At 35.1% G+C, this 18135-nt stretch carries 16 protein-coding genes; 6 read left to right on the top strand and 10 right to left on the bottom strand.

Annotated features, from left to right (window positions below; all coding sequences use genetic code 11):
* Together AACY93_RS12630 and AACY93_RS12625 are read left to right on the top strand one after the other, a co-directional pair.
* Positions 1-270 (top strand): DCC1-like thiol-disulfide oxidoreductase family protein (locus AACY93_RS12630; protein ID WP_286827613.1); only part of this gene is annotated, 270 nt, incomplete at its 5' end.
* Positions 271-587: 317 nt separating this feature from the next.
* Positions 588-1499, top strand: coding sequence for an EamA family transporter (locus AACY93_RS12625; RefSeq protein ID WP_286827612.1), 912 nt, complete (start codon positions 588-590; stop codon positions 1497-1499).
* A 278-nt stretch (positions 1500-1777) separates the two neighbouring features.
* Here AACY93_RS12625 and AACY93_RS12620 read toward each other — a convergent pair whose 3' ends face one another.
* From AACY93_RS12620 to AACY93_RS12590, 7 genes are all read right to left on the bottom strand, one after another.
* Positions 1778-2938 (bottom strand): flavohemoglobin expression-modulating QEGLA motif protein, encoded by a 1161-nt coding sequence (locus tag AACY93_RS12620; protein WP_286854203.1) that lies wholly within the window; start codon positions 2936-2938, stop codon positions 1778-1780.
* The gene (locus AACY93_RS12615; protein ID WP_286827610.1) at positions 2938-3768 is read right to left on the bottom strand and encodes an N-formylglutamate amidohydrolase; all 831 of its coding nucleotides are present in this window, start codon (positions 3766-3768) and stop codon (positions 2938-2940) included. Before AACY93_RS12615 ends, AACY93_RS12620 begins: the two co-directional genes overlap by 1 nt.
* Positions 3769-3773: 5 nt before the next feature.
* Positions 3774-4664, bottom strand: a complete 891-nt coding sequence (locus AACY93_RS12610) for a sulfurtransferase (protein WP_286854205.1) — start codon at positions 4662-4664, stop codon at positions 3774-3776.
* Positions 4651-5688, bottom strand: a complete 1038-nt coding sequence (gene gshB, locus AACY93_RS12605; protein WP_007650697.1) for a glutathione synthase — start codon at positions 5686-5688, stop codon at positions 4651-4653. Before gshB ends, AACY93_RS12610 begins: the two co-directional genes overlap by 14 nt.
* 61 nt (positions 5689-5749) lie before the next feature.
* Complete coding sequence (locus AACY93_RS12600; protein ID WP_286827608.1) at positions 5750-7195, bottom strand: dicarboxylate/amino acid:cation symporter; 1446 nt, start codon at positions 7193-7195, stop codon at positions 5750-5752.
* Positions 7196-7253: 58 nt separating this feature from the next.
* Positions 7254-8315 carry a chorismate synthase gene (gene aroC, locus AACY93_RS12595; protein WP_007650700.1) on the bottom strand — a complete coding sequence of 354 codons (1062 nt, stop codon included), beginning with the start codon at positions 8313-8315 and terminating at the stop codon, positions 7254-7256.
* A gap of 71 nt (positions 8316-8386) precedes the next feature.
* The gene (locus AACY93_RS12590; RefSeq protein ID WP_286854207.1) at positions 8387-11317 is read right to left on the bottom strand and encodes an FAD-binding and (Fe-S)-binding domain-containing protein; all 2931 of its coding nucleotides are present in this window, start codon (positions 11315-11317) and stop codon (positions 8387-8389) included.
* 97 nt (positions 11318-11414) lie between these two features.
* On the opposite strand from AACY93_RS12590, the gene AACY93_RS12585 reads away from it, so the two are divergent.
* From AACY93_RS12585 to AACY93_RS12575, 3 genes are all read left to right on the top strand, one after another.
* Positions 11415-11906 carry a hypothetical protein gene (locus tag AACY93_RS12585; protein WP_007650705.1) on the top strand — a complete coding sequence of 164 codons (492 nt, stop codon included), beginning with the start codon at positions 11415-11417 and terminating at the stop codon, positions 11904-11906.
* Positions 11907-11956: 50 nt separating this feature from the next.
* Positions 11957-12703 (top strand): sugar phosphate nucleotidyltransferase, encoded by a 747-nt coding sequence (locus AACY93_RS12580; protein WP_339612130.1) that lies wholly within the window; start codon positions 11957-11959, stop codon positions 12701-12703.
* Positions 12704-12856: 153 nt separating this feature from the next.
* Positions 12857-13891, top strand: coding sequence for an aminoglycoside phosphotransferase family protein (locus AACY93_RS12575; protein WP_286854211.1), 1035 nt, complete (start codon positions 12857-12859; stop codon positions 13889-13891).
* Here the strand turns inward: AACY93_RS12575 and AACY93_RS12570 are convergent.
* Positions 13874-15277, bottom strand: coding sequence for a Gfo/Idh/MocA family oxidoreductase (locus AACY93_RS12570; RefSeq protein ID WP_286827602.1), 1404 nt, complete (start codon positions 15275-15277; stop codon positions 13874-13876). The two genes, AACY93_RS12575 and AACY93_RS12570, sit on opposite strands and share 18 nt — an antisense overlap.
* Positions 15278-15533: 256 nt before the next feature.
* Between AACY93_RS12570 and AACY93_RS12565 the strand changes: the two genes are divergently transcribed.
* On the top strand, positions 15534-16130 hold the full coding sequence (locus AACY93_RS12565) for a hypothetical protein (RefSeq protein WP_286854213.1): 597 nt from the start codon (positions 15534-15536) through the stop codon (positions 16128-16130).
* Here AACY93_RS12565 and AACY93_RS12560 read toward each other — a convergent pair.
* Positions 16127-17650, bottom strand: a complete 1524-nt coding sequence (locus tag AACY93_RS12560) for a GH3 auxin-responsive promoter family protein (RefSeq protein ID WP_286827600.1) — start codon at positions 17648-17650, stop codon at positions 16127-16129. The genes AACY93_RS12565 and AACY93_RS12560 overlap by 4 nt on opposite strands.
* Before the next feature lie 169 nt (positions 17651-17819).
* The coding region (locus AACY93_RS12555) for a glycosyltransferase (RefSeq protein ID WP_286827599.1) at positions 17820-18135 on the bottom strand (316 nt) is incomplete at its 5' end.

Below are 18135 nucleotides of genomic sequence, written 5' to 3'. Positions count from 1 at the left end.
ATTGAAAAATATCAAATAGACACTGCCAAAACAGATTCCATACTATTATATACAGAAGGAAAAGGAATTGTTTACAAATCTACAGCAGCTCTTAAAATAGCCGGAAAATTAGGCTTTCCCAGAAACTTATTGCAAGTCTTTTTGGTCATTCCTCCCATAATTAGAAATTGGATTTACGATTATGTAGCCAAAAACCGTTACAAATGGTTTGGCAAACAAAACGAATGTATGATTCCTACAGAAAATTTAAAAGCTAGATTTTTAAATTAGTTCAAAATTTATAATTCAATTAAACTCTCTATAATTATAAGTGTTAAATAACCAGCAATAGCGAAGACCAGTTATCATATGAACGGAATTGGTTGCGGTAGTTATGTCTCTAATTGAAGATCCACAAGATGTGACAAAAATTACACAGGAATACACCAAAAAGAGTCATAATACTTACATGAGAAAAAAATTTAAAGTTTAATTTATTAACTAAAAACAGTCAATATTTTTTTAGAGCAGCTCTATAATATAACATATTTTAACAACAGCAAATTTAAATATTACGATACATTTGCAAATTATTTAAATGCGTTAAGATGCCTACTGCCAAATACTACATTTCGGTTATTTCTGCCTTTACCATTTGGGGCTTTTTCAGTGTTGTGTTAAAATCCCTAGATGATTTTACAGCTTTCGATATTTTAAGTTATCGTTCTCTATTGTCTGCTGCCATCATGATGGTTATCACATTATTTTTAAGACCTAAAACTTTAAAAAAAAGTAAGGAATTATTTTTCTCGTTTGAAAAAAAAACACAGTATCGAATTATAGGTATAAACATACTTAGTGGTTTCTTTTTGGCTTTAAATTGGTATATTTTTATTTACGTGATGAACAATGTAAGTGTTAGCGCTACTTCTTTGGCCTATTTAATTTGTCCCATCTTAACCATGGTTTTGGCGTATATTATTTTAAAGGAAAAGCTTTTTAAATTACAATGGTTTTCGGTGATATTAAGTTTAATTGCTTGTTTGTTGCTTTCCTTGGGAAATTTCATGGACTTATTTTACAGTATGGTTATTGCATTTTCTTATGCTCTGTATTTAATCTTGCAACGAAAAAACCAGGAAATGGATCGGTTTTTGGTGCTTACTGCCCAAATATTTTTTGCTGTAATTTTATTGTTCCCTTTTTTTATGACATACGATTTCCAAACCGTTAAAACACCATTCTTTTATAAAATGATAGGTTTAATTGCAGTGGTTTTTACAATCATCCCAATGTTTTTAAACATCTACGCTTTAAAAGGGCTACCCTCTTCCATAGTGGGAGTGTTTATTTATTTAAACCCAATCATTAACTTTTTTCTGGCTATTTTCTATTTTAAGGAAGAATTGACACTGCTTCAAGGCCTTAGTTACCTGTTAATTATAGTATCCATCATCATATTCAATATTCCTGCTCTAAAGCATCGTATTCACAGGCGTAGAGCGACACATATTCAATAATGACAATCCATAAAAAAAGGTCTTGAAGTATGTTCAAGACCTTTTTTGTAAACTTAACAACTAACCAAAAAATTAAAATAAAACTATGAATATGTATATAAATATATATTAACACATTTATTTTGACACTGTAAACATACCAAGATTTTTAAAAAGCTTCATGATAAACTCGACGAACGGATAGAAATAATTGTTTTATTTTAAAAACATGCAAAAATCATCCATAAAATACATAAGTGTTTGATAATTAAGCTTAAAAAAGGTTTTTTTTAAAAGGCTTACTTTAAACTATTTAAGATAAAGTCTAAATCTTTATTGAAAGCATCTTTCAACAAATACGCATCTGTATAATATTTTGAAGTATTTGCAAGACCCATGTCCTGCAATTTATAGATGGCATCCTTATATTCCAAAGAAGATTTCCCAGTAAGAATAACATCCAAATCATTGTCCTGCTTGGCATATTGATACACTTTTTGCAAACCAGATAAGTACAGATGGTCTTTGGTAAATCCTCCACCTCTATGCACACGAAGGGTTATGGCAAAAGCCTTGTCTTTTTCAAGCTTGTATTGATTGTACAACAAGTCGAAAGTGTCCGAAAAGCTATAGCCTTTTATCAAACTATCCACAGCTATCACACGATAAGACAATTCCTTTAACCTGTTTAAGGTTAAACAACCAGACATGTATTCGGAATATACTGCAAGGCCTTCTTGGGTTTCCACATTATTGGGAAATCCATTGGAAAAAATCTGTAATGGCTGGTTTACAGCATTAAAGGTGGTTACCATATGTACTCCTATTTCATGGTTTGCCAATACTTGAAGCTGGTTTTTACTGAATTTATGGTTCTTTCTTAAAAGTAAGGTTTGTGCATTGTTTTGAACCATTGCTGCAGCCGAAATATTGGTGGATAACTTAATGTGGAACTTAAAATCGTAACGCTTGGAGAATGCTTCAAAATATGCAACAGCTTCCTGTGCTGTGTATAAGGGCTGCATGTCTTGAGAAAAATCAGCATCTTCAAACCTTAAAATAAATTTGGCATTATCTAAATCCTTTTCAGTTGGTGTCCCAAAACTTTTTAAGCTATTGAAATAAAATTTACGACCTTGGTTAATGGTTTCTATGCACTCTATCAACCCAGAATATTCGTAAATAATATCTTCATACAACAGTCTGATTTGTTCCTCTTGAATACGCTCCAATCTTTGGGAATAAAACAAACGATGCAATTTAAACCCATTGAATTTTATTTTTGGATACTTGAACTGTGGTTCATAATTAAATTTTGAAGCATAAAATTGCTTTTTCTCACTTTCAATATTCAATGGATTGATATAGTTTAGAAGTTCAATTTTTTTAACCAATCGGTTTAAATTGGCATCAATATCAAATAAACTCTGGTGTTTTTCTATTAGTTTTTCTGAAATCATTATCTAGAATACATGTTGTAAAATTCCGAAGCATGTTTTGGAAGCCTGTTTTTAAGCGCATCCGAAACTGTAGTGACTACTTCGGGAAATATAATTTGTTGATATTCATCGCAATATATTTTTGCGATTTCTGTTGCCAAAACTAAAGTGTTCGGGAAATTTTTTGTAATGAATTTTAAAAAATAGCCATTGCCTTGAAATGTGTCGTTGATCTTTGAAGTTGATGCAATTTGATTGGGAAACTTAATCTCAGACAAACTTTGTCTCCAAGCCTCAATGGAAGCCTTAAACCTGTTGTTGTCTATATTACTGGTTCCCAAATTCCAGGTTGGCACTTCCCTATCCCAACGTTGCCAATTATAACTGTGCATGTCGTAAACCACACAAACACCGAATTTTTTTTCCAGTTTGTTTGTTAACGCATAAACCACTTTATAAAACGCTAAATGTTTCAGTAAGCTTTTTTGTTTTAAATGGTCAGGCAAGGGTTGTCTCCAAAGTTGTTTTCCCCAAGCTGTTTCAAAAACTGCTTCTTCTGGAGGTCTGTTTAAATCGTATTCAAACCTGGAATCGCAACCAGCAAGAACAATGGGATGGGAAGCAATCATATTCTTGGTTTCAGGGTCTTCCTCATACCACCTATCGTATTCAGAGTGCAAGCAGTTATCCCATAATTCTTTTCTAAATTGATGTCCATCGTGAATGGCTGCACAGACATAAGGCACATAAGCTTCAATTTTTAAGCTAAAGGAATAATCTTTGCAAACAGCATGAAATGCTTCTTCGTTCTCAATGTTTAAAATAATCTGTTCAACCGAAAGCCTTTGCATATATATCAACCGTTTGTTAAACTTCCCCATTCGGTCCAGGAACCATCGTAAACCGATAGATTTTTATATCCTGCTATTTCTGCTCCTAAAGCCAAAACACAGGCTGTAATTCCAGAACCACAAGAAAAAATGAGTTCTCTATTTGTGTCTGCTAGTGGTTGAAACAGCTGTTTTATCGCGTCTTCTGGTTTTAAAAACCCCTTATTGTCCAATAAATTTTCAAAAGGTAAATTAACTGAATTGGGAATAGTGCCACTACGCAGACCTTCTCGTGGTTCTGCTTCCAAACCTTTAAACCTGTTTTCGGAACGCGCATCAATAATCAGGTATTTATTGTCTTGAGCTGCGTTTTTTACATCTTTAAAAAAAACCATATATTTTGGCTGGAGTTTTGCTTCAAAATTCCCAAATTCATTTTTATGGTCTTGTTTGGGTTCCGTTTGAAAACCTGCTTTTTCCCAAGCAGGAAAACCGCCATCCAGAACAGCCACATTGTTGAAACCAAAAGCTTTAAACAACCACCAAACCCTAGCACTGGAATAAATGCCTTTTTCATCATAAACCACAATGCCACTCTGTTTGTTTATCCCTAAGGCTTGAGCTTCGTTTGTAAATTGTTTTTCAGAAGGGAAAGTAGTGGGAAATAGCGCAGATACCTCACTGAATTTATTTTTTAAATCGAAAAATCGGGTTGATGGAATTTGCGTATTGATCGTATTTATGTCATTACCTGTTACTTTTGGAATGGTTGCGTTAAGGATTACAAGATTAGGATGTTTTAAATGGGTTTTAAGCCATTCCACAGAAACAATTGGTGATGTTATTTTTAATTCGGAGTTCATTGGGTCATCTATTAAACTGAAACAGGATTTTCCAACTGCTTTAAGCGTCTTCAACTTTCTTTCTTAAACGTGAGCGTCTGTTAAAAGCTTCTACGTTGTCAAGCACTTTACTTTCTAGAAAATCGATAACTTTCTCTTCAACCTTATATTTGTTTTTATACACTTTATTAATGTAGGTGATACCTCCAGGAGACATCACATTGACCTCTACCAATTTACCTCCAATAACATCTATACCAACAAAATAAAGCCCGTCTTTAACCAATTTAGGGCCTATTTGCTTGCAAAGTGCTTTTTCGGCTTTTGTGAGGCTGTGTTTTTGTACAGAACCACCAGCAGAGACATTGGAACGATGGTCCTCTGAACCAGGAACACGTTTCATGGCGCCAATTGGTTCGCCATTGAGCATTAAAATCCTAACATCACCTTGCTCTGCTCCTTCTATATAGTCTTGAAGAATCACATAATTGGATGTACCATCTGCACTGTTTATGTAAAAATCCAATAGGGAGTTGATATTGCTCATAGCCGATTTTTCAATAAGAATAACACCAGAGCCACCAAAACCGTTCAAGGGCTTGATAATCATTTTATCGGATTTGGATTCTTTTATTTGACGTATTAGGTAGTTTTTGTTTTTAGACACATGCGTATTAGGGATAATGTTACTATGTGCATCGCCAAAAGCAGCTGTGTAAAGTTTGTTGTTGGCTTCTCGCATCCCTTCTATAGAATTGATAATAAAAACATCATCTTTAACAGAATCTAAAAAATTGAGCATGATTGGGTCTAACGGAGGGTTGGCTCTAAAAAAAATGGTGTCGAAACCAGCCAAAGGCAACATCTCTTCTCTTGTTGTGGCTTTTTTATAAAACGCTTTTAAAGAAGCGGGTACTTTTTCCATACGTCCAATAACGGTACAAAAGGCATTGGTAACACTGTTCCTTATGGTAAGGTTTGCTGGTGTACAAATAGCCACACCATGATTTCTTTTAACACATTCTTTAATTAAAGCCAAACTTGTGTCGTTTTCCGGATCTATGGTATCCCAAGGATACATTAAAAAGCAAATATTCATAATTCTATTAAATGGGTTGGTTTTTTAAAGTTAATGATAAAAGCACAACAATTAAAACAGATTATGAATCTAAATCAAAAGTTTCTGTTGGGTTTTCATGTTCTTTATAGTCCAGCATGTTTTCCCCATCAGCAATAATAGAGCATACAGTTGCATCACCAGTTACATTTACAACAGTTCTAAACATGTCCAAAATTCTATCTACCGGAAAAATTATGGCTATCCAAGCTGGATTTAAACCAACCGAATCCAATACAATAATAAGCATTACCAAACCAGCACTTGGCACTGCTGCAGAACCAATTGAAGCCAAAGTAGCGGTTAATACCACAGTAACTTGTTGTTCAAGGGTTAAATCTATCATGTGCATTTGTGCCAAGAAAATAACAGCTATTGCCTGATACATACTGGTTCCATCCATATTTACCGTTGCTCCAATAGGCAATACAAAACTGCTTATTTTTTTATTTACGCCTAAATTTTGCTCTACGCATTCCATGGTAACAGGAAGTGTGGCAGCACTACTGGAAGTAGAAAAAGCTAAGGTTTGCGCTGGACTCATCCCTTTAAAAAAGCCTGTATAGGGAATCTTCTTTACAAAGGTTTTTAGGATTATAGGATAAATCACAAAAATCATTAATAACAATCCAAGCAATACCGTTAAAGAATACCAACTGAGCCCTTTAAAAATCTCGACCACTTTGCCTATATCGTCTCCAGCCATTTTACTGACAACACCTGCCAATAAAGCAAAAACAAAAAATGGAGCAGCTTGCATGACTACATCCACCATTTTTAAAAAGACTTCGTTTATCCCATCGACCAAATTCAAAACAGGCTGGGACTTATCTGTAGGTATAAATAGCAAGCAAACACCAAAAAAGATGGCAAAAAAGATAATTTGAAGCATCAAACCGTTATTGGATAAAGAATAGAAAAAATTACTTGGTACTATGTCCACCAAAGGTTGTAAAGGAGTGGTTTCTTTTCGGCTTTTGGCTGTTTCCACTTTGTCTGAAACGGCAGCTTCTTTTAATTCACTTTTGGATAATTCTGAAATTTCCTGAGCACGTTCAAAAAACTCTGGGTCTTGAAGATAGTTGATGCCATCCTTTATCTCATAACCTTGAGAATCTGCCCATATTTCATAACTGATCCTATTGTCTATCCTGCTTTGTTCATCGATTAATTTTCCAGGTTTAAAGGTGTTTACCAACAACAAACCTAAAGAAATGGCCATAATGGTTGTAAGCAAATAAATTCCCAAGGTCTTTCCTCCCATTCTTCCCAAACTGGATGGGTCTCCTATATTGGCAACACCACTAATAATGGAAAACAAAACTAAGGGAACTGCTATTAACTTCAATAGGTTAATAAAAATGGTGCCAAAGGGATCAATCCAATTAATGGTAAAAGCACTCCAGCCCATGGTGCTTGAAAGTAAAGCCCAAATGATACCAAGTACCATCCCAATTATAATTTTCCAATGTAATGCTAGTTTTTTCATAAGCCCATATGTCCTTCGTATATCTTCCCAAAGGAAAGAAATCATTAGTTATATTTAATTAGTTATAAATTTTATTAAGCAAATAATAGTCAGCAAGAACCAAAGCAGCCATTGCCTCCACAATGGGAATGGCTCTTGGCACCACACAAGGATCGTGACGACCTTTTCCTTGCATCTCTACGATGTTCCCTGAACTATCCAAAGCATTTTGTTTTTGAATTATGGTAGCCACAGGTTTAAAAGCCACTCTAAAATAAACATCCATACCATTGCTGATACCTCCTTGTATGCCTCCAGATAAATTGGTTTTTGTACTGCCATCTGCATTAAACAAATCGTTGTGTTCACTACCAGTCATTTTGGCGCCACAAAAACCACTGCCATATTCAAACCCTTTTACGGCATTTATGGAAAGCATGGCTTTGCCTAATTCGGCGTGGAGTTTATCAAAAACCGGTTCTCCAAGTCCAACAGGTACATTCTGCAACACACAAGTAACTGTGCCTCCAATGGTATCTCCTTGTTTTTTAATGTCTTTTATTTTTGAGATCATGCGTTCTGCTGTATCCTTGTCTGGACAACGAACAGCATTGGATTCTATTTTTGAAAAATCTAAATCCTGGTATGGTTTTTCAAGAAAAATATCGCCAACAGAAGAGGTATAGGCATGTATAGTCACCTTTTTTAAAAGTTGTTTGGCTATGGCTCCTGCCACAACCCTACAAGCTGTTTCACGTGCAGAGCTTCTGCCTCCTCCTCGATAATCACGAATACCATACTTTTTTTCGTAAGTATAATCGGCATGACTTGGACGATACACATCTTTTATATGCGAATAATCTTTGGATTTTTGATTCGTATTTTTAATTGTAAAACCAATAGGAGTTCCTGTAGTAATTCCTTCAAAAACACCTGATAAAAACTCTACGGAATCTGGTTCTTTTCGTTGGGTAACAATGCTGGATTGTCCTGGTTTTCTTCTATTTAAATCGTTTTGAATGGCTTCAAAGTCCAGTTTCAATCCTGGAGGACAACCATCTATAATCCCTCCTATAGCGACGCCATGAGATTCACCAAATGTGGTTAGTTTGAATAAGTTCCCGAAGGTGTTTCCTGCCATTCTCTTAAGTATCGTTGTTTGTTTTAAGTATCAAGTACGCTAAAATATATTTTATATTACAGAAACAAAAATTATAAGAGGGCTTCTTTAAGGATTGTTATTGGATGTTTGGCTTTCTTTTGGGTACCATCACTTATTTGATGTCTGCAACTTGTGCCATTTGCCGAAATCAATGTTTGTGGATCTGCTTTTCTTATGGCTGGAAATAAGGTTTGTTCGCCAATGTTCATGCTCACGTTATAATGTTCTTTTTCGTAACCAAAACTTCCTGCCATACCACAGCAACCACTTGGAATAATGGTTACCTTATAGTTTTCCGGTAAATTCAGGACGTCAAAACTGGCTTTCTGGTTGCTCAATGCTTTTTGATGGCAATGTCCATGAAACTTTATGGTTTTGGCTTCTTTGGTAAATTTCTCAGGTTTGATATTGCCTAAAACAATTTCTTGTTGAATAAACTCTTCTATTAAAAAGGTGTTTTCAGCTATTCTTTTTGCTGATTCTTTATCATCTACCAGTTTTAAATATTCATCTTTAAATGTTAATATAGCTGAAGGTTCAATACCTACCAATGGTGTTATGGCTGTGATTTTATCTTTAAATATGCTAATGTTTTTAGTGGCTACTTCTTTAGCTTGTTTTAGCAAGCCTTTGGATAAAAAGGCACGTCCAGATTCTTCATGATTTAAAATAATGACTTTGTAATTTAAAGCTTGTAAAAGCACTAAAGCATCTAAACCAATTTGTGTGTCCAAATAATTGGTAAATTCATCATTAAACAAATAGATAGTTTTTATATATTTTTCTTTAAAATTCTGATTTAAAGTAGTTTGGTGCATTTTACTTAAACTTTTATTTGAAAGCAAAGGCAGTTTTCTTTTAGGAGCTATTCCGAAGCTTTTTTTCAATAATGAAGCAGTGAATTTATTTGAAAACATAACATTTGTGAAGTTAGGAAACTTACTCCCTATCCTGTTCAATTGATTATTGTATGCAAACAATTTTGTTCGTAGTGAAATGCCATTCTCTTTCTGATATTGATATTGAAACTCGGCTTTTAGACTAGCAACATCTACACTGCTTGGACATTCACTTGCACAAGCTTTACAACTTAAACATAAGTCAAATACCTCTTTTAGTTCATGGTGGTTAAATTTGTTCTTTTTTTCAGAGTTTGTTAAAAATTCCCTCAGCGCATTGGCTCTAGCTCTAGTGGTGTCTTTTTCGTTCCTGGTTGCTCGATAACTGGGACACATAGTGCCACCAAATTCAGGAAGTTTTCTACAATCTCCCGAACCATTGCATTTCTCAGCTTCCCGAAGAATACCCAAAGATTCTGTAAAATCTAAGAAGGTTTCAATTTCAGGTTCTTTTCTATCTGGAACATAACGCAGGTTTTTATCCATTGGAAAAGCATCAACAATTTTTCCTGGATTAAAAATATTATTAGGATCGAAAGCTGTTTTTATTCGCTTTAAAACCTGATAATTGGTTTCGCCAATCATCAAAGGAATAAATTCGGCCCTTACAATACCATCGCCATGTTCGCCACTCATGGATCCTTTGTATTTCTTCACTAAATGGGCTACATCTGTGGTTATTTTTCGAAACAATACCACGTCTTCTTTTTTCTTTAAGTTTAAAATGGGCCTTAAATGCAACTCTCCTGCTCCTGCATGTGCATAGTAAACAGCTTCTTGATTATAAGAGGCCATTAACTCCGTAAATTCATGAATGTAATCAGCCAAATCGGTTAAAGCCACGGCAGTATCCTCAATGCAAGCAGCAGTTTTTTTGTCACCAATTATATTGCCCAACAATCCCAATCCAGCTTTTCTTAATTCTATGGCTTTATCAATTTCTTCAGCTATAAGTATGGGGTTTGCATAACTTAAGCCCAAACGTTCTATAGAATTAATTAGGGAATTGGCTTGGACTTGAGCATCGTGAGCAGAATCTGCTTTAATTTCACACATTAAAATTGCTTGAGGATCTCCCACTATAAAGCGTCTGTTTTCCTGTTGCGTTTTGTTGTGTTTGGTAAGGTCCAAAATGGTTTTATCCATCATTTCACAAGTGTGTAAATCATGCTGCATTACAGTTACAACAGCGTTTAAACAATCTTGAATGGATTTGAAATGTGCTGCAATAAGCATGTTTTCTTTTGGTGGAAGCACATCCAGCCTTAAGGTTATTTCTGTGGTAAACGCCAATGTTCCTTCACTGCCCGAAAGCAATTTGCACATGTTGAAATTTTCTGGTTTCCCTACAAAAACATTGGTGTTAATCAGTTCATCTATAGCATAACCTGTATTTCTTCTGTGAATCTCAGGTTTTGGAAATTCCCTCAATATGTTGGTCTGTACCGTTTCGGGAACCAATTCGTTATAAATGGTTTTATAAATGCTGCCTTCCAAAGAATTCATAGCGAGCTTTTGATGGAATTCTTCTTTGGTCAATTCCCCAAAAACAACTTCGGAGCCATCACTTAAAACGGTTTTCATTTCAAGCACTTTATCTCTGGTTACACCATATTGAATGGAGGTAGTTCCAGAAGAGTTGTTTCCAACCATACCTCCTATCATGCACCTGTTGGAAGTTGAAGTGTTGGGACCAAAAAACAAGCCAAATGGCTTTAAATAGTTGTTAAGCTCATCCCTTACAATACCAGGTTGAACCGTTACTGTTTTATCTGTTTGGTTTAGCCGTAAAATCTTATTGAAATATTTGGAAACATCAACCACTATACCAGTTCCAACACATTGCCCAGCCAAAGAGGTGCCTGCCGTTCTTGGTATTAAAGAAGTTTTGTTTTTTTTGGCAAATTCAATTAAAACCTTAATATCCTGAGTGGTTTTTGGAAAGGCAACGGCTTGAGGTATCATTCTATATACCGAAGCATCAGTTGCATAGATGGATGTTGTTAAATCATCGTAATGAAAATCGCCTTCCAGCTGTTGTTTCAACTCTTTAAAAAGACGATCTGTTTGCAATAATTTCAAATATTTATAGTTTAAAAGATAGCCATAAATTTAAGATTAGTTTATGACTTTTTGTAAAACAAATTTGTTTATTTTGAACTTCAAATTAGAAAAGATTATGAAAAAAATAGCATTAATAGCATGTGCCTTTTTAGGCTTTACAACATTTATGAACGCACAAGAAATATCTAAAAACGCCATTGGTTTAAGACTTGGCGATAGCGATGGTTTTGGAGCTTCAATATCCTATCAACGTGCCATTATGGAAACCAATCGACTGGAGTTTAACTTTGGTTGGACAGATGGCAAAAATTACGATGGCGTAAAATTGATAGGTTTGTACCAATGGGTTTGGAACATTGATGGTGGTTTTAATTGGTATGCTGGTCCAGGAGCTGGTTTTGCTGCTTATAAATTTGAACATCCCAATGGCAACGACCATAAAGATGGGTTTGTTATTTTATCTGGAACCGTTGGAATTGAATACAACTTCGATTTTCCATTGTTGCTTTCATTGGATGTAAGACCAGAACTTGGTTTTGGAGATGATGTATATGATAACAACGATTTGGATTTTGATTTAGGTTTGGGAGTGCGCTATCAATTTTAAATACATATCAAAACACCTTTTTTAGGTGTTTTTTTATATAGTTTTGTAATATGAGGCAAAAAACATTGGCTATTATGGCAGCTGGATTGGGATCCAGGTTTGGAGGTTTGAAACAAGTCCATGCTGTTGTAAACAACTATGCCATTTTGGACTTCTCCGTTTACGATGCGCTTCAGGCTGGATTCAATCACATAGTGTTTATTGTTAATGAAGACCTAATATCTGTTTTTGAAGCACGTTATTTAAATGTTTTTCCAGAGCATATTAAAGTGGATATAACCCTTCAGGACACTTCAGGTTTACCAAAAAGAAAGAGACCTTGGGGAACAGGTCACGCCTTGCTTTCTTTAAAAAAGCTTGTCCACAACAATTTTGCACTAATAAATGCAGACGATTTTTATGGTAGAGATGCTTTTAAATTGATGCATGATGCGTTATACGCAGACACAAACAAGCAGAACTACTTTATAGGCTATCCATTGAAAAATACCTTATCGGAATTTGGGGCAGTTTCTAGAGGTGTATGTATTTTAAACGAAAATCAGGATCTTAAGCATATTGTGGAACATACCAATATTAGCAAAGAAAATCTTTCAATGCCATTGGACACGATAGTTTCCATGAATTTTTGGGGATTTACACCAGAGGTATTCAACATTGCAGACGCCTTGTTTGCAACATTCCTTAGAAAACACAAAAACTCCCAAACAGCTGAATTTTTTATTCCACAAATCGTTGATTTTATGATTAATGAATACGATAGCGTTTTTAAGATGCTTGAAACAAGCGCCAAATGATTTGGTGTTACTTACAAGGAAGATGAGGCTAAGGTAAAGGAACAACTGCAAGAGTTAATTTCCTTGGGAATATATCCTAAAACATTGTGGTAAGTTTTGGAGACACTGAAACACATATGCAATCAATTCCAGATAAAGGCACCTGTTTTAAAAATGGATGTTTTGACTTCTGGACATATAAATGACACTTATTTAATAACATGTAGGAATGGTTTAAATTATGTGCTTCAAAAGATTAACAATCAAGTTTTTAAAAATGTAAAAGATATTGTTTTAAATAGAATATTGGTCAGTAATCATTTAAAAAAAGAGTATGCAAAAACAGGTAGCCCCTACCAAGTTGCTAGTTTTATTCCATCTAAAAATAAGACTTTTTTTGTAGAAACAACTCATGGGTTTTGGGTGATGATGGATTACATTCCAAATTCCAAAACCATTGATCGAGCAGAAAATAATAAACAAGTTTTTGAAGCAGGGAAATTATTTGGAAATTTTTTGGCCTCCACTTCTACTCTAGAAAGCAGTGTGGTTATAGAAACCCTTCCTAAATTCCATTCCGTTCCTTTTCGGTTTTCTCAATTTGAACAAGCCCTTAAACAAACCACGAATGAAAGAATGTCTAAAGCAAAGCACCTTATTGATTTTGTTTGTAATCTTCAAAAAGACATGTTTTTACTTTCAGAATTAAAAGAAAAACACATATTTCCTACTAGAATCACACATAACGACACGAAATTATCAAACATTTTATTCGATTCAGAAGACAATGGCTTAGCTGTAATAGATTTGGATACAGTAATGCCTGGTATTGTGCATTTTGATTTTGGAGATTCCATTCGTTCCATATGTTCGAACACCGTAGAAGATTCAACAGAATTAGAATCAACATCCATCAATTTAGGTTTTTATGACGCTTATTGCAAAGGTTTTGCCACAGACACCTTGAAAATATTAACTCCCGAAGAAATAAAATATTTGCCTTTAGCTGTAAAAACCTTGATTTATATAATGGCTTTGAGGTTTTTAACCGATTACTTAAACAACGATGTATATTACAAAACGGCCTATGAAACTCATAATTTGGTTAGGGCAACTAATCAAATAACCTTATTGAAGAGTGTTATTGAAAATTACATTGACATAAAGAGAATTACTTATTCTAATTTCAATCTAGAGAATATCCCGTAAAACCTCGTTTTTTCTTGGTGTTTCCCAAGTGCCTCCTGTAAAATCCGGGACCAAGGTTCTAGCACTATTATTGGCAACAGACAACTCCGACAAAGGGGTAATGGCACTCCAAAGCACACTGTCGTATAAATTGATATCCAAAGCCAGTCCTTCATTTAAACAGCGAATCAATCTATAAACCATTACAAAGTCCATACCTCCATGACCCACAGCATTAGCATCTATTTGAGTTTTTAATTTGTTCCATAACGGATGGTCGTAACGTTCCCTATACGTTTTGTATTCCTCATCATTCAACCAACTGTGTCCCCATTGCAACTCATCATGGCCAACATACAATCTGGATGGATAGCCTTGGTGAGCAGCTTTGGTACCAAATACATTATTTAATCTGGAATAGGGTCTTCCAGTATGTGTGTCGAATTGCAGCATGATGGTTCTTCCTAATTTTGTTTTTATTAAAGTGGTATTCATATCTCCACAGGCAAATTGTTTTACTGGAAAATTTTCCATTCTGGCGCCTGCGCTTAAACTGTCTTCACGCGAACTCATGGATGTTATATAGTCGTAATTGTCACCACGGCCTATATCCATATAAAAGCTGGTTGGCCCCAAACCATGCCCTGTATAAAAGTTCCCGTTTTTCGTTTCATGATGTTTAATGCGCCATTGGTTTTCGTAGTAGTTTGCATCCATCATGTGCTTGCGTAAATCGTGAATGTAAGCACCTTCAGCGTGGTTAACATCTCCAAAAACACCTTGATCTATCATGTTCAGGACCCAAAGCTCTTCGCCATTAAAACAACAGTTTTCCAAGTACATACAATGTTTTTGAGTCCGTTCTGCCACTTCAATCAGTTTCCAGCAATCTTCAAGGGTCATGGCCATTGGTTGTTCGCACGCAACATGTTTGCCTTGTTCCATACCATAAACAGACATTTCAGTGTGGTAGTTCCAAGGAGTGGCAATTATAATTAAATCAATATCGTCTCTTTCTACCAGTTTTTTCCATTCGGTTTCATTGCCATAATACAAATCGGCTGTTGTGTTTTGAATGGTTTTGAGGTACTGGTTGTTTTTTTCAACTTTCTCTTGTTTCAAATCTGAAAGTGCTACAATTTCAGCATGATTGTTTTTTATTAAATAATCGAACATTTGAATCAAAACACTTCCTCTGTTTCCCATACCAATCATGCCTACACGTACTTTGGAAATAGGATCTGCTGTAAGGCCAACGGCATTTCCCTGCGCCTTTTTTTGTGTTAAAAGATGATTAAGCAATTCCTTATCTATGGTTTCATTGTTTTTGTTGGCCAACATACTTGGTGCCAAACCAAAAAATAGACCTGCTCTGGCTGTTAGGTTTAAAAAGGATTTTCTGTTCATGTGTAGCGCGTGTTAAATAAGAAAAGAAAGGTATAAAATTATTTGATGTTTTTGATGTTAAAAACAACGGATTTTGACAGGGTTCAAACAATTATTATCTGAAGGTATCGTAAAAGCTTAGGCTCTAAACTCCTTAAGCCAAGTTAAACCAATAATTTCTTGCTCTAATACTTTAATCGTTAGCTCTTTCAATAAAAGCATTGTAAATTCCGAAAAAAAATGATGATATTTAAATGATTACAGAATTTTAAACAAGATGAATTTATTATTAACCTACATATCCTTAGTCTTTTTAATGCAGATGAACCCAGTACATATTATACCAGAAAGTATTTATAAAGAAGTGCAAGTGGCACTAACTTACTACCCAGAATTGAAAGATGTGCCCATAGAATTCAAGTTTAAAAAAAACATTAAGAAATCTACCATGCAGGCACGTCCTAAAATGGGAAGTTTTTTTAAATCGAAAGCAAACCGAAGTTATATCATTCTAATTAGTGAAAAGTTTAAAATTTCAGATAAGGAGTTCTTGACCAAACACATCCCATCCGATATTTTGATAGGTTGGATTGGTCATGAATTGGGACATATTATAGACTATAGAAATAGAAGCAATATGAATTTACTTTGGTTTGGCATCAATTACCTGTTTTCAAAAAACCATATTGTGGAAGCAGAACGTGCAGCAGACACCTATGCTGTAACCCATGGGATGGCAGATTATATTTTAAAAACGAAGGATTTTATTTTAAACCATGCAGGGATTACCGAAACATACAAACTTAGAATTCAAAAGTTTTATTTGTCTCCCGAAGAAATCATGCATCTTGTAGAGCAAAGTGAAAGCAATTAATTGCCAGTAAAAGCTTCCCATTCAGCAAATGTATCTTCGTTCATAACCCGTTCCATTTTAACCTGTCCACCCTTCTTTTTATTATTGGCATTCCAGTCATAAAATGTTTCAGGACCTACCACTGTTACCCTTACACCTTTAAGCGCTTTACTTCTAGCTACCTTATAGTTTTTATTGGCCTCTTTTAAAAAGGTGTCCAAACTTGCTGCTATTTCTGTGGTATCCGGTTGCTTTATATCGCTACCCAAATACCAACAATGATAAAACTCGCCATCTTCACAGCGTTTGGCACAAATGGTATATTCAGGGATTTTTGTTGAAAAGGTATCTTCCAAATGCTTGACGGCATCGTCCATTTTATTTACTGAAAGTTGTGACCCAACGGTATTCAAAAAGAATTTGGTGCGACCTGTAATTTTTATTTCAGCTCGTTCTATATCGGTAAATTTTATAGTGTCGCCAATTAAATAGCGCCATGCACCACTAACAGTGCTTATTACCAGGATATAATCTTGGTTCAAGGACACTTCGGCCAATGTTAATGCTGGAGCTTCTTGTAGCAAAGAACCATCTTCCTTAATGTACTCTGGCTTAAAAGGAACGAATTCAAAATAAATTCCTCCATCTGTTATTAACTGCATGGACGTGGTTTCCGGACGCATTTGACAGGCAATAAAACCTTCGGAAGCCAAATAGGTGTCTATAATGGTAACCGGTTGTCCCATAAGTGCATTGAAACTTTTCTCGTATGGTCCAAAGGCAACTCCTCCTGAAGTAAACACTTGCAAGTTTGGCCATATTTCATGAATATGGTTTAAATGATGATAGTCTATAACCTTTTCCAACATTAGTTCTATCCAAGAGGGAATCCCACTTAAGGCTCCAATATCCCAATCTTTGGCGCGTTCGGCAATGGTTTGAACTCGTGTATCCCAATCATCTATTTTTGCAATTTCCTCTCCTGGTTTATAATATCCTTTAAACCAAAAAGGAATGTTACTGGCACTTATACCACTTATTTCACCTTCCAGATGATCATTTTTTTCTTTCAATTCTGTGGAGCTGCCAAGCATCATGATTTCCTTTTCAAAAAAATCTGTAGGTAAATTAAAATTGCTTAAGGCAAACACTTGTTTGATGCCAGCCTGCCTAATGGCTTCAATCATCTCATCAGTAACTGGGATGCGTTTGCTACTTTTTCCAGTGGTACCGGAACTTAAAGCGAAATATGAAGGTTTATCTGGCCAAGTTACATCTGTTTCTCCATCATGTAATTTGTGCCACCAAGTTTCATGGATTTGATTGTAATCGAAATAAGGGATACTGTCAGCAAATTTCTTTTCTTGTTTTTCATGATCCAGAATGGCCTTGAAATTGTAATGTTTGCCAAATTGGGTGTTTTTTGCGCTCTCCAATAGGTTTTTTAAAACATTTTTTTGCTCTTCAACATGATTGGGCTCACCGGAAAACACATCTTTAGCATGAATAACACCTTTTATAATACTGCCTAATATTGCCATATTCAGTTTATTTTATGGATGTTAAAGTTATGGGATTAAATGGTTTCATAAAAACCAAATGTGACCTAGATTGATAAAAAGGTTAATGCAATGAAACAATTCACAGCTCTGTTCTATATGGTTTTGAGTTATTTTTAAAAAACCACCAAAATACCATGGAACATTTTAATTATAACACCATACATTTTTTAATGGTGGCTTCGTAAATGGCTTCATATTGAGGCACAATTTGATAGATATCAAAATTACAGGCTTGTTTTTTGGCTTCCTCCTTAAATTTATTTAGCGTGGTTGCATCATTTAGTATGGAAAGGGCATTTTTGCTCATATCAGCAATATCACCAACATTGCTTAAATAACCTGAAACCCCATGAATGTTCACTTCCGGAATTCCTCCAGAATTACTGGATATAACTGGTACACCGGAAGCCATGGCTTCTAAGGCTGCCAATCCGAAACTTTCAGTTTCTGAAGGAAGTATAAAC

Origin of the sequence: uncultured Xanthomarina sp. (assembly GCF_963971605.1) — a bacterium.
Classification (GTDB): domain Bacteria; phylum Bacteroidota; class Bacteroidia; order Flavobacteriales; family Flavobacteriaceae; genus Xanthomarina; species Xanthomarina gelatinilytica.
This window is presented reverse-complemented; position numbering and strand designations above follow the sequence as displayed.

Coding starts and splice junctions, on each gene's coding strand:
- AACY93_RS12575 (WP_286854211.1), top strand. CDS start 12,857: ATGGATGTTTTGACTTCTGGACATATAAATGACACTTATTTAATAACA.
- AACY93_RS12625 (WP_286827612.1), top strand. CDS start 588: ATGCCTACTGCCAAATACTACATTTCGGTTATTTCTGCCTTTACCATT.
- AACY93_RS12570 (WP_286827602.1), bottom strand. CDS start 15,277: ATGAACAGAAAATCCTTTTTAAACCTAACAGCCAGAGCAGGTCTATTT.
- aroC (WP_007650700.1), bottom strand. CDS start 8,315: ATGGCAGGAAACACCTTCGGGAACTTATTCAAACTAACCACATTTGGT.
- AACY93_RS12615 (WP_286827610.1), bottom strand. CDS start 3,768: ATGCAAAGGCTTTCGGTTGAACAGATTATTTTAAACATTGAGAACGAA.
- gshB (WP_007650697.1), bottom strand. CDS start 5,688: ATGAATATTTGCTTTTTAATGTATCCTTGGGATACCATAGATCCGGAA.
- AACY93_RS12585 (WP_007650705.1), top strand. CDS start 11,415: ATGAAAAAAATAGCATTAATAGCATGTGCCTTTTTAGGCTTTACAACA.
- AACY93_RS12560 (WP_286827600.1), bottom strand. CDS start 17,650: ATGGCAATATTAGGCAGTATTATAAAAGGTGTTATTCATGCTAAAGAT.
- AACY93_RS12580 (WP_339612130.1), top strand. CDS start 11,957: ATGAGGCAAAAAACATTGGCTATTATGGCAGCTGGATTGGGATCCAGG.
- AACY93_RS12620 (WP_286854203.1), bottom strand. CDS start 2,938: ATGATTTCAGAAAAACTAATAGAAAAACACCAGAGTTTATTTGATATT.
- AACY93_RS12600 (WP_286827608.1), bottom strand. CDS start 7,195: ATGAAAAAACTAGCATTACATTGGAAAATTATAATTGGGATGGTACTT.
- AACY93_RS12565 (WP_286854213.1), top strand. CDS start 15,534: ATGAATTTATTATTAACCTACATATCCTTAGTCTTTTTAATGCAGATG.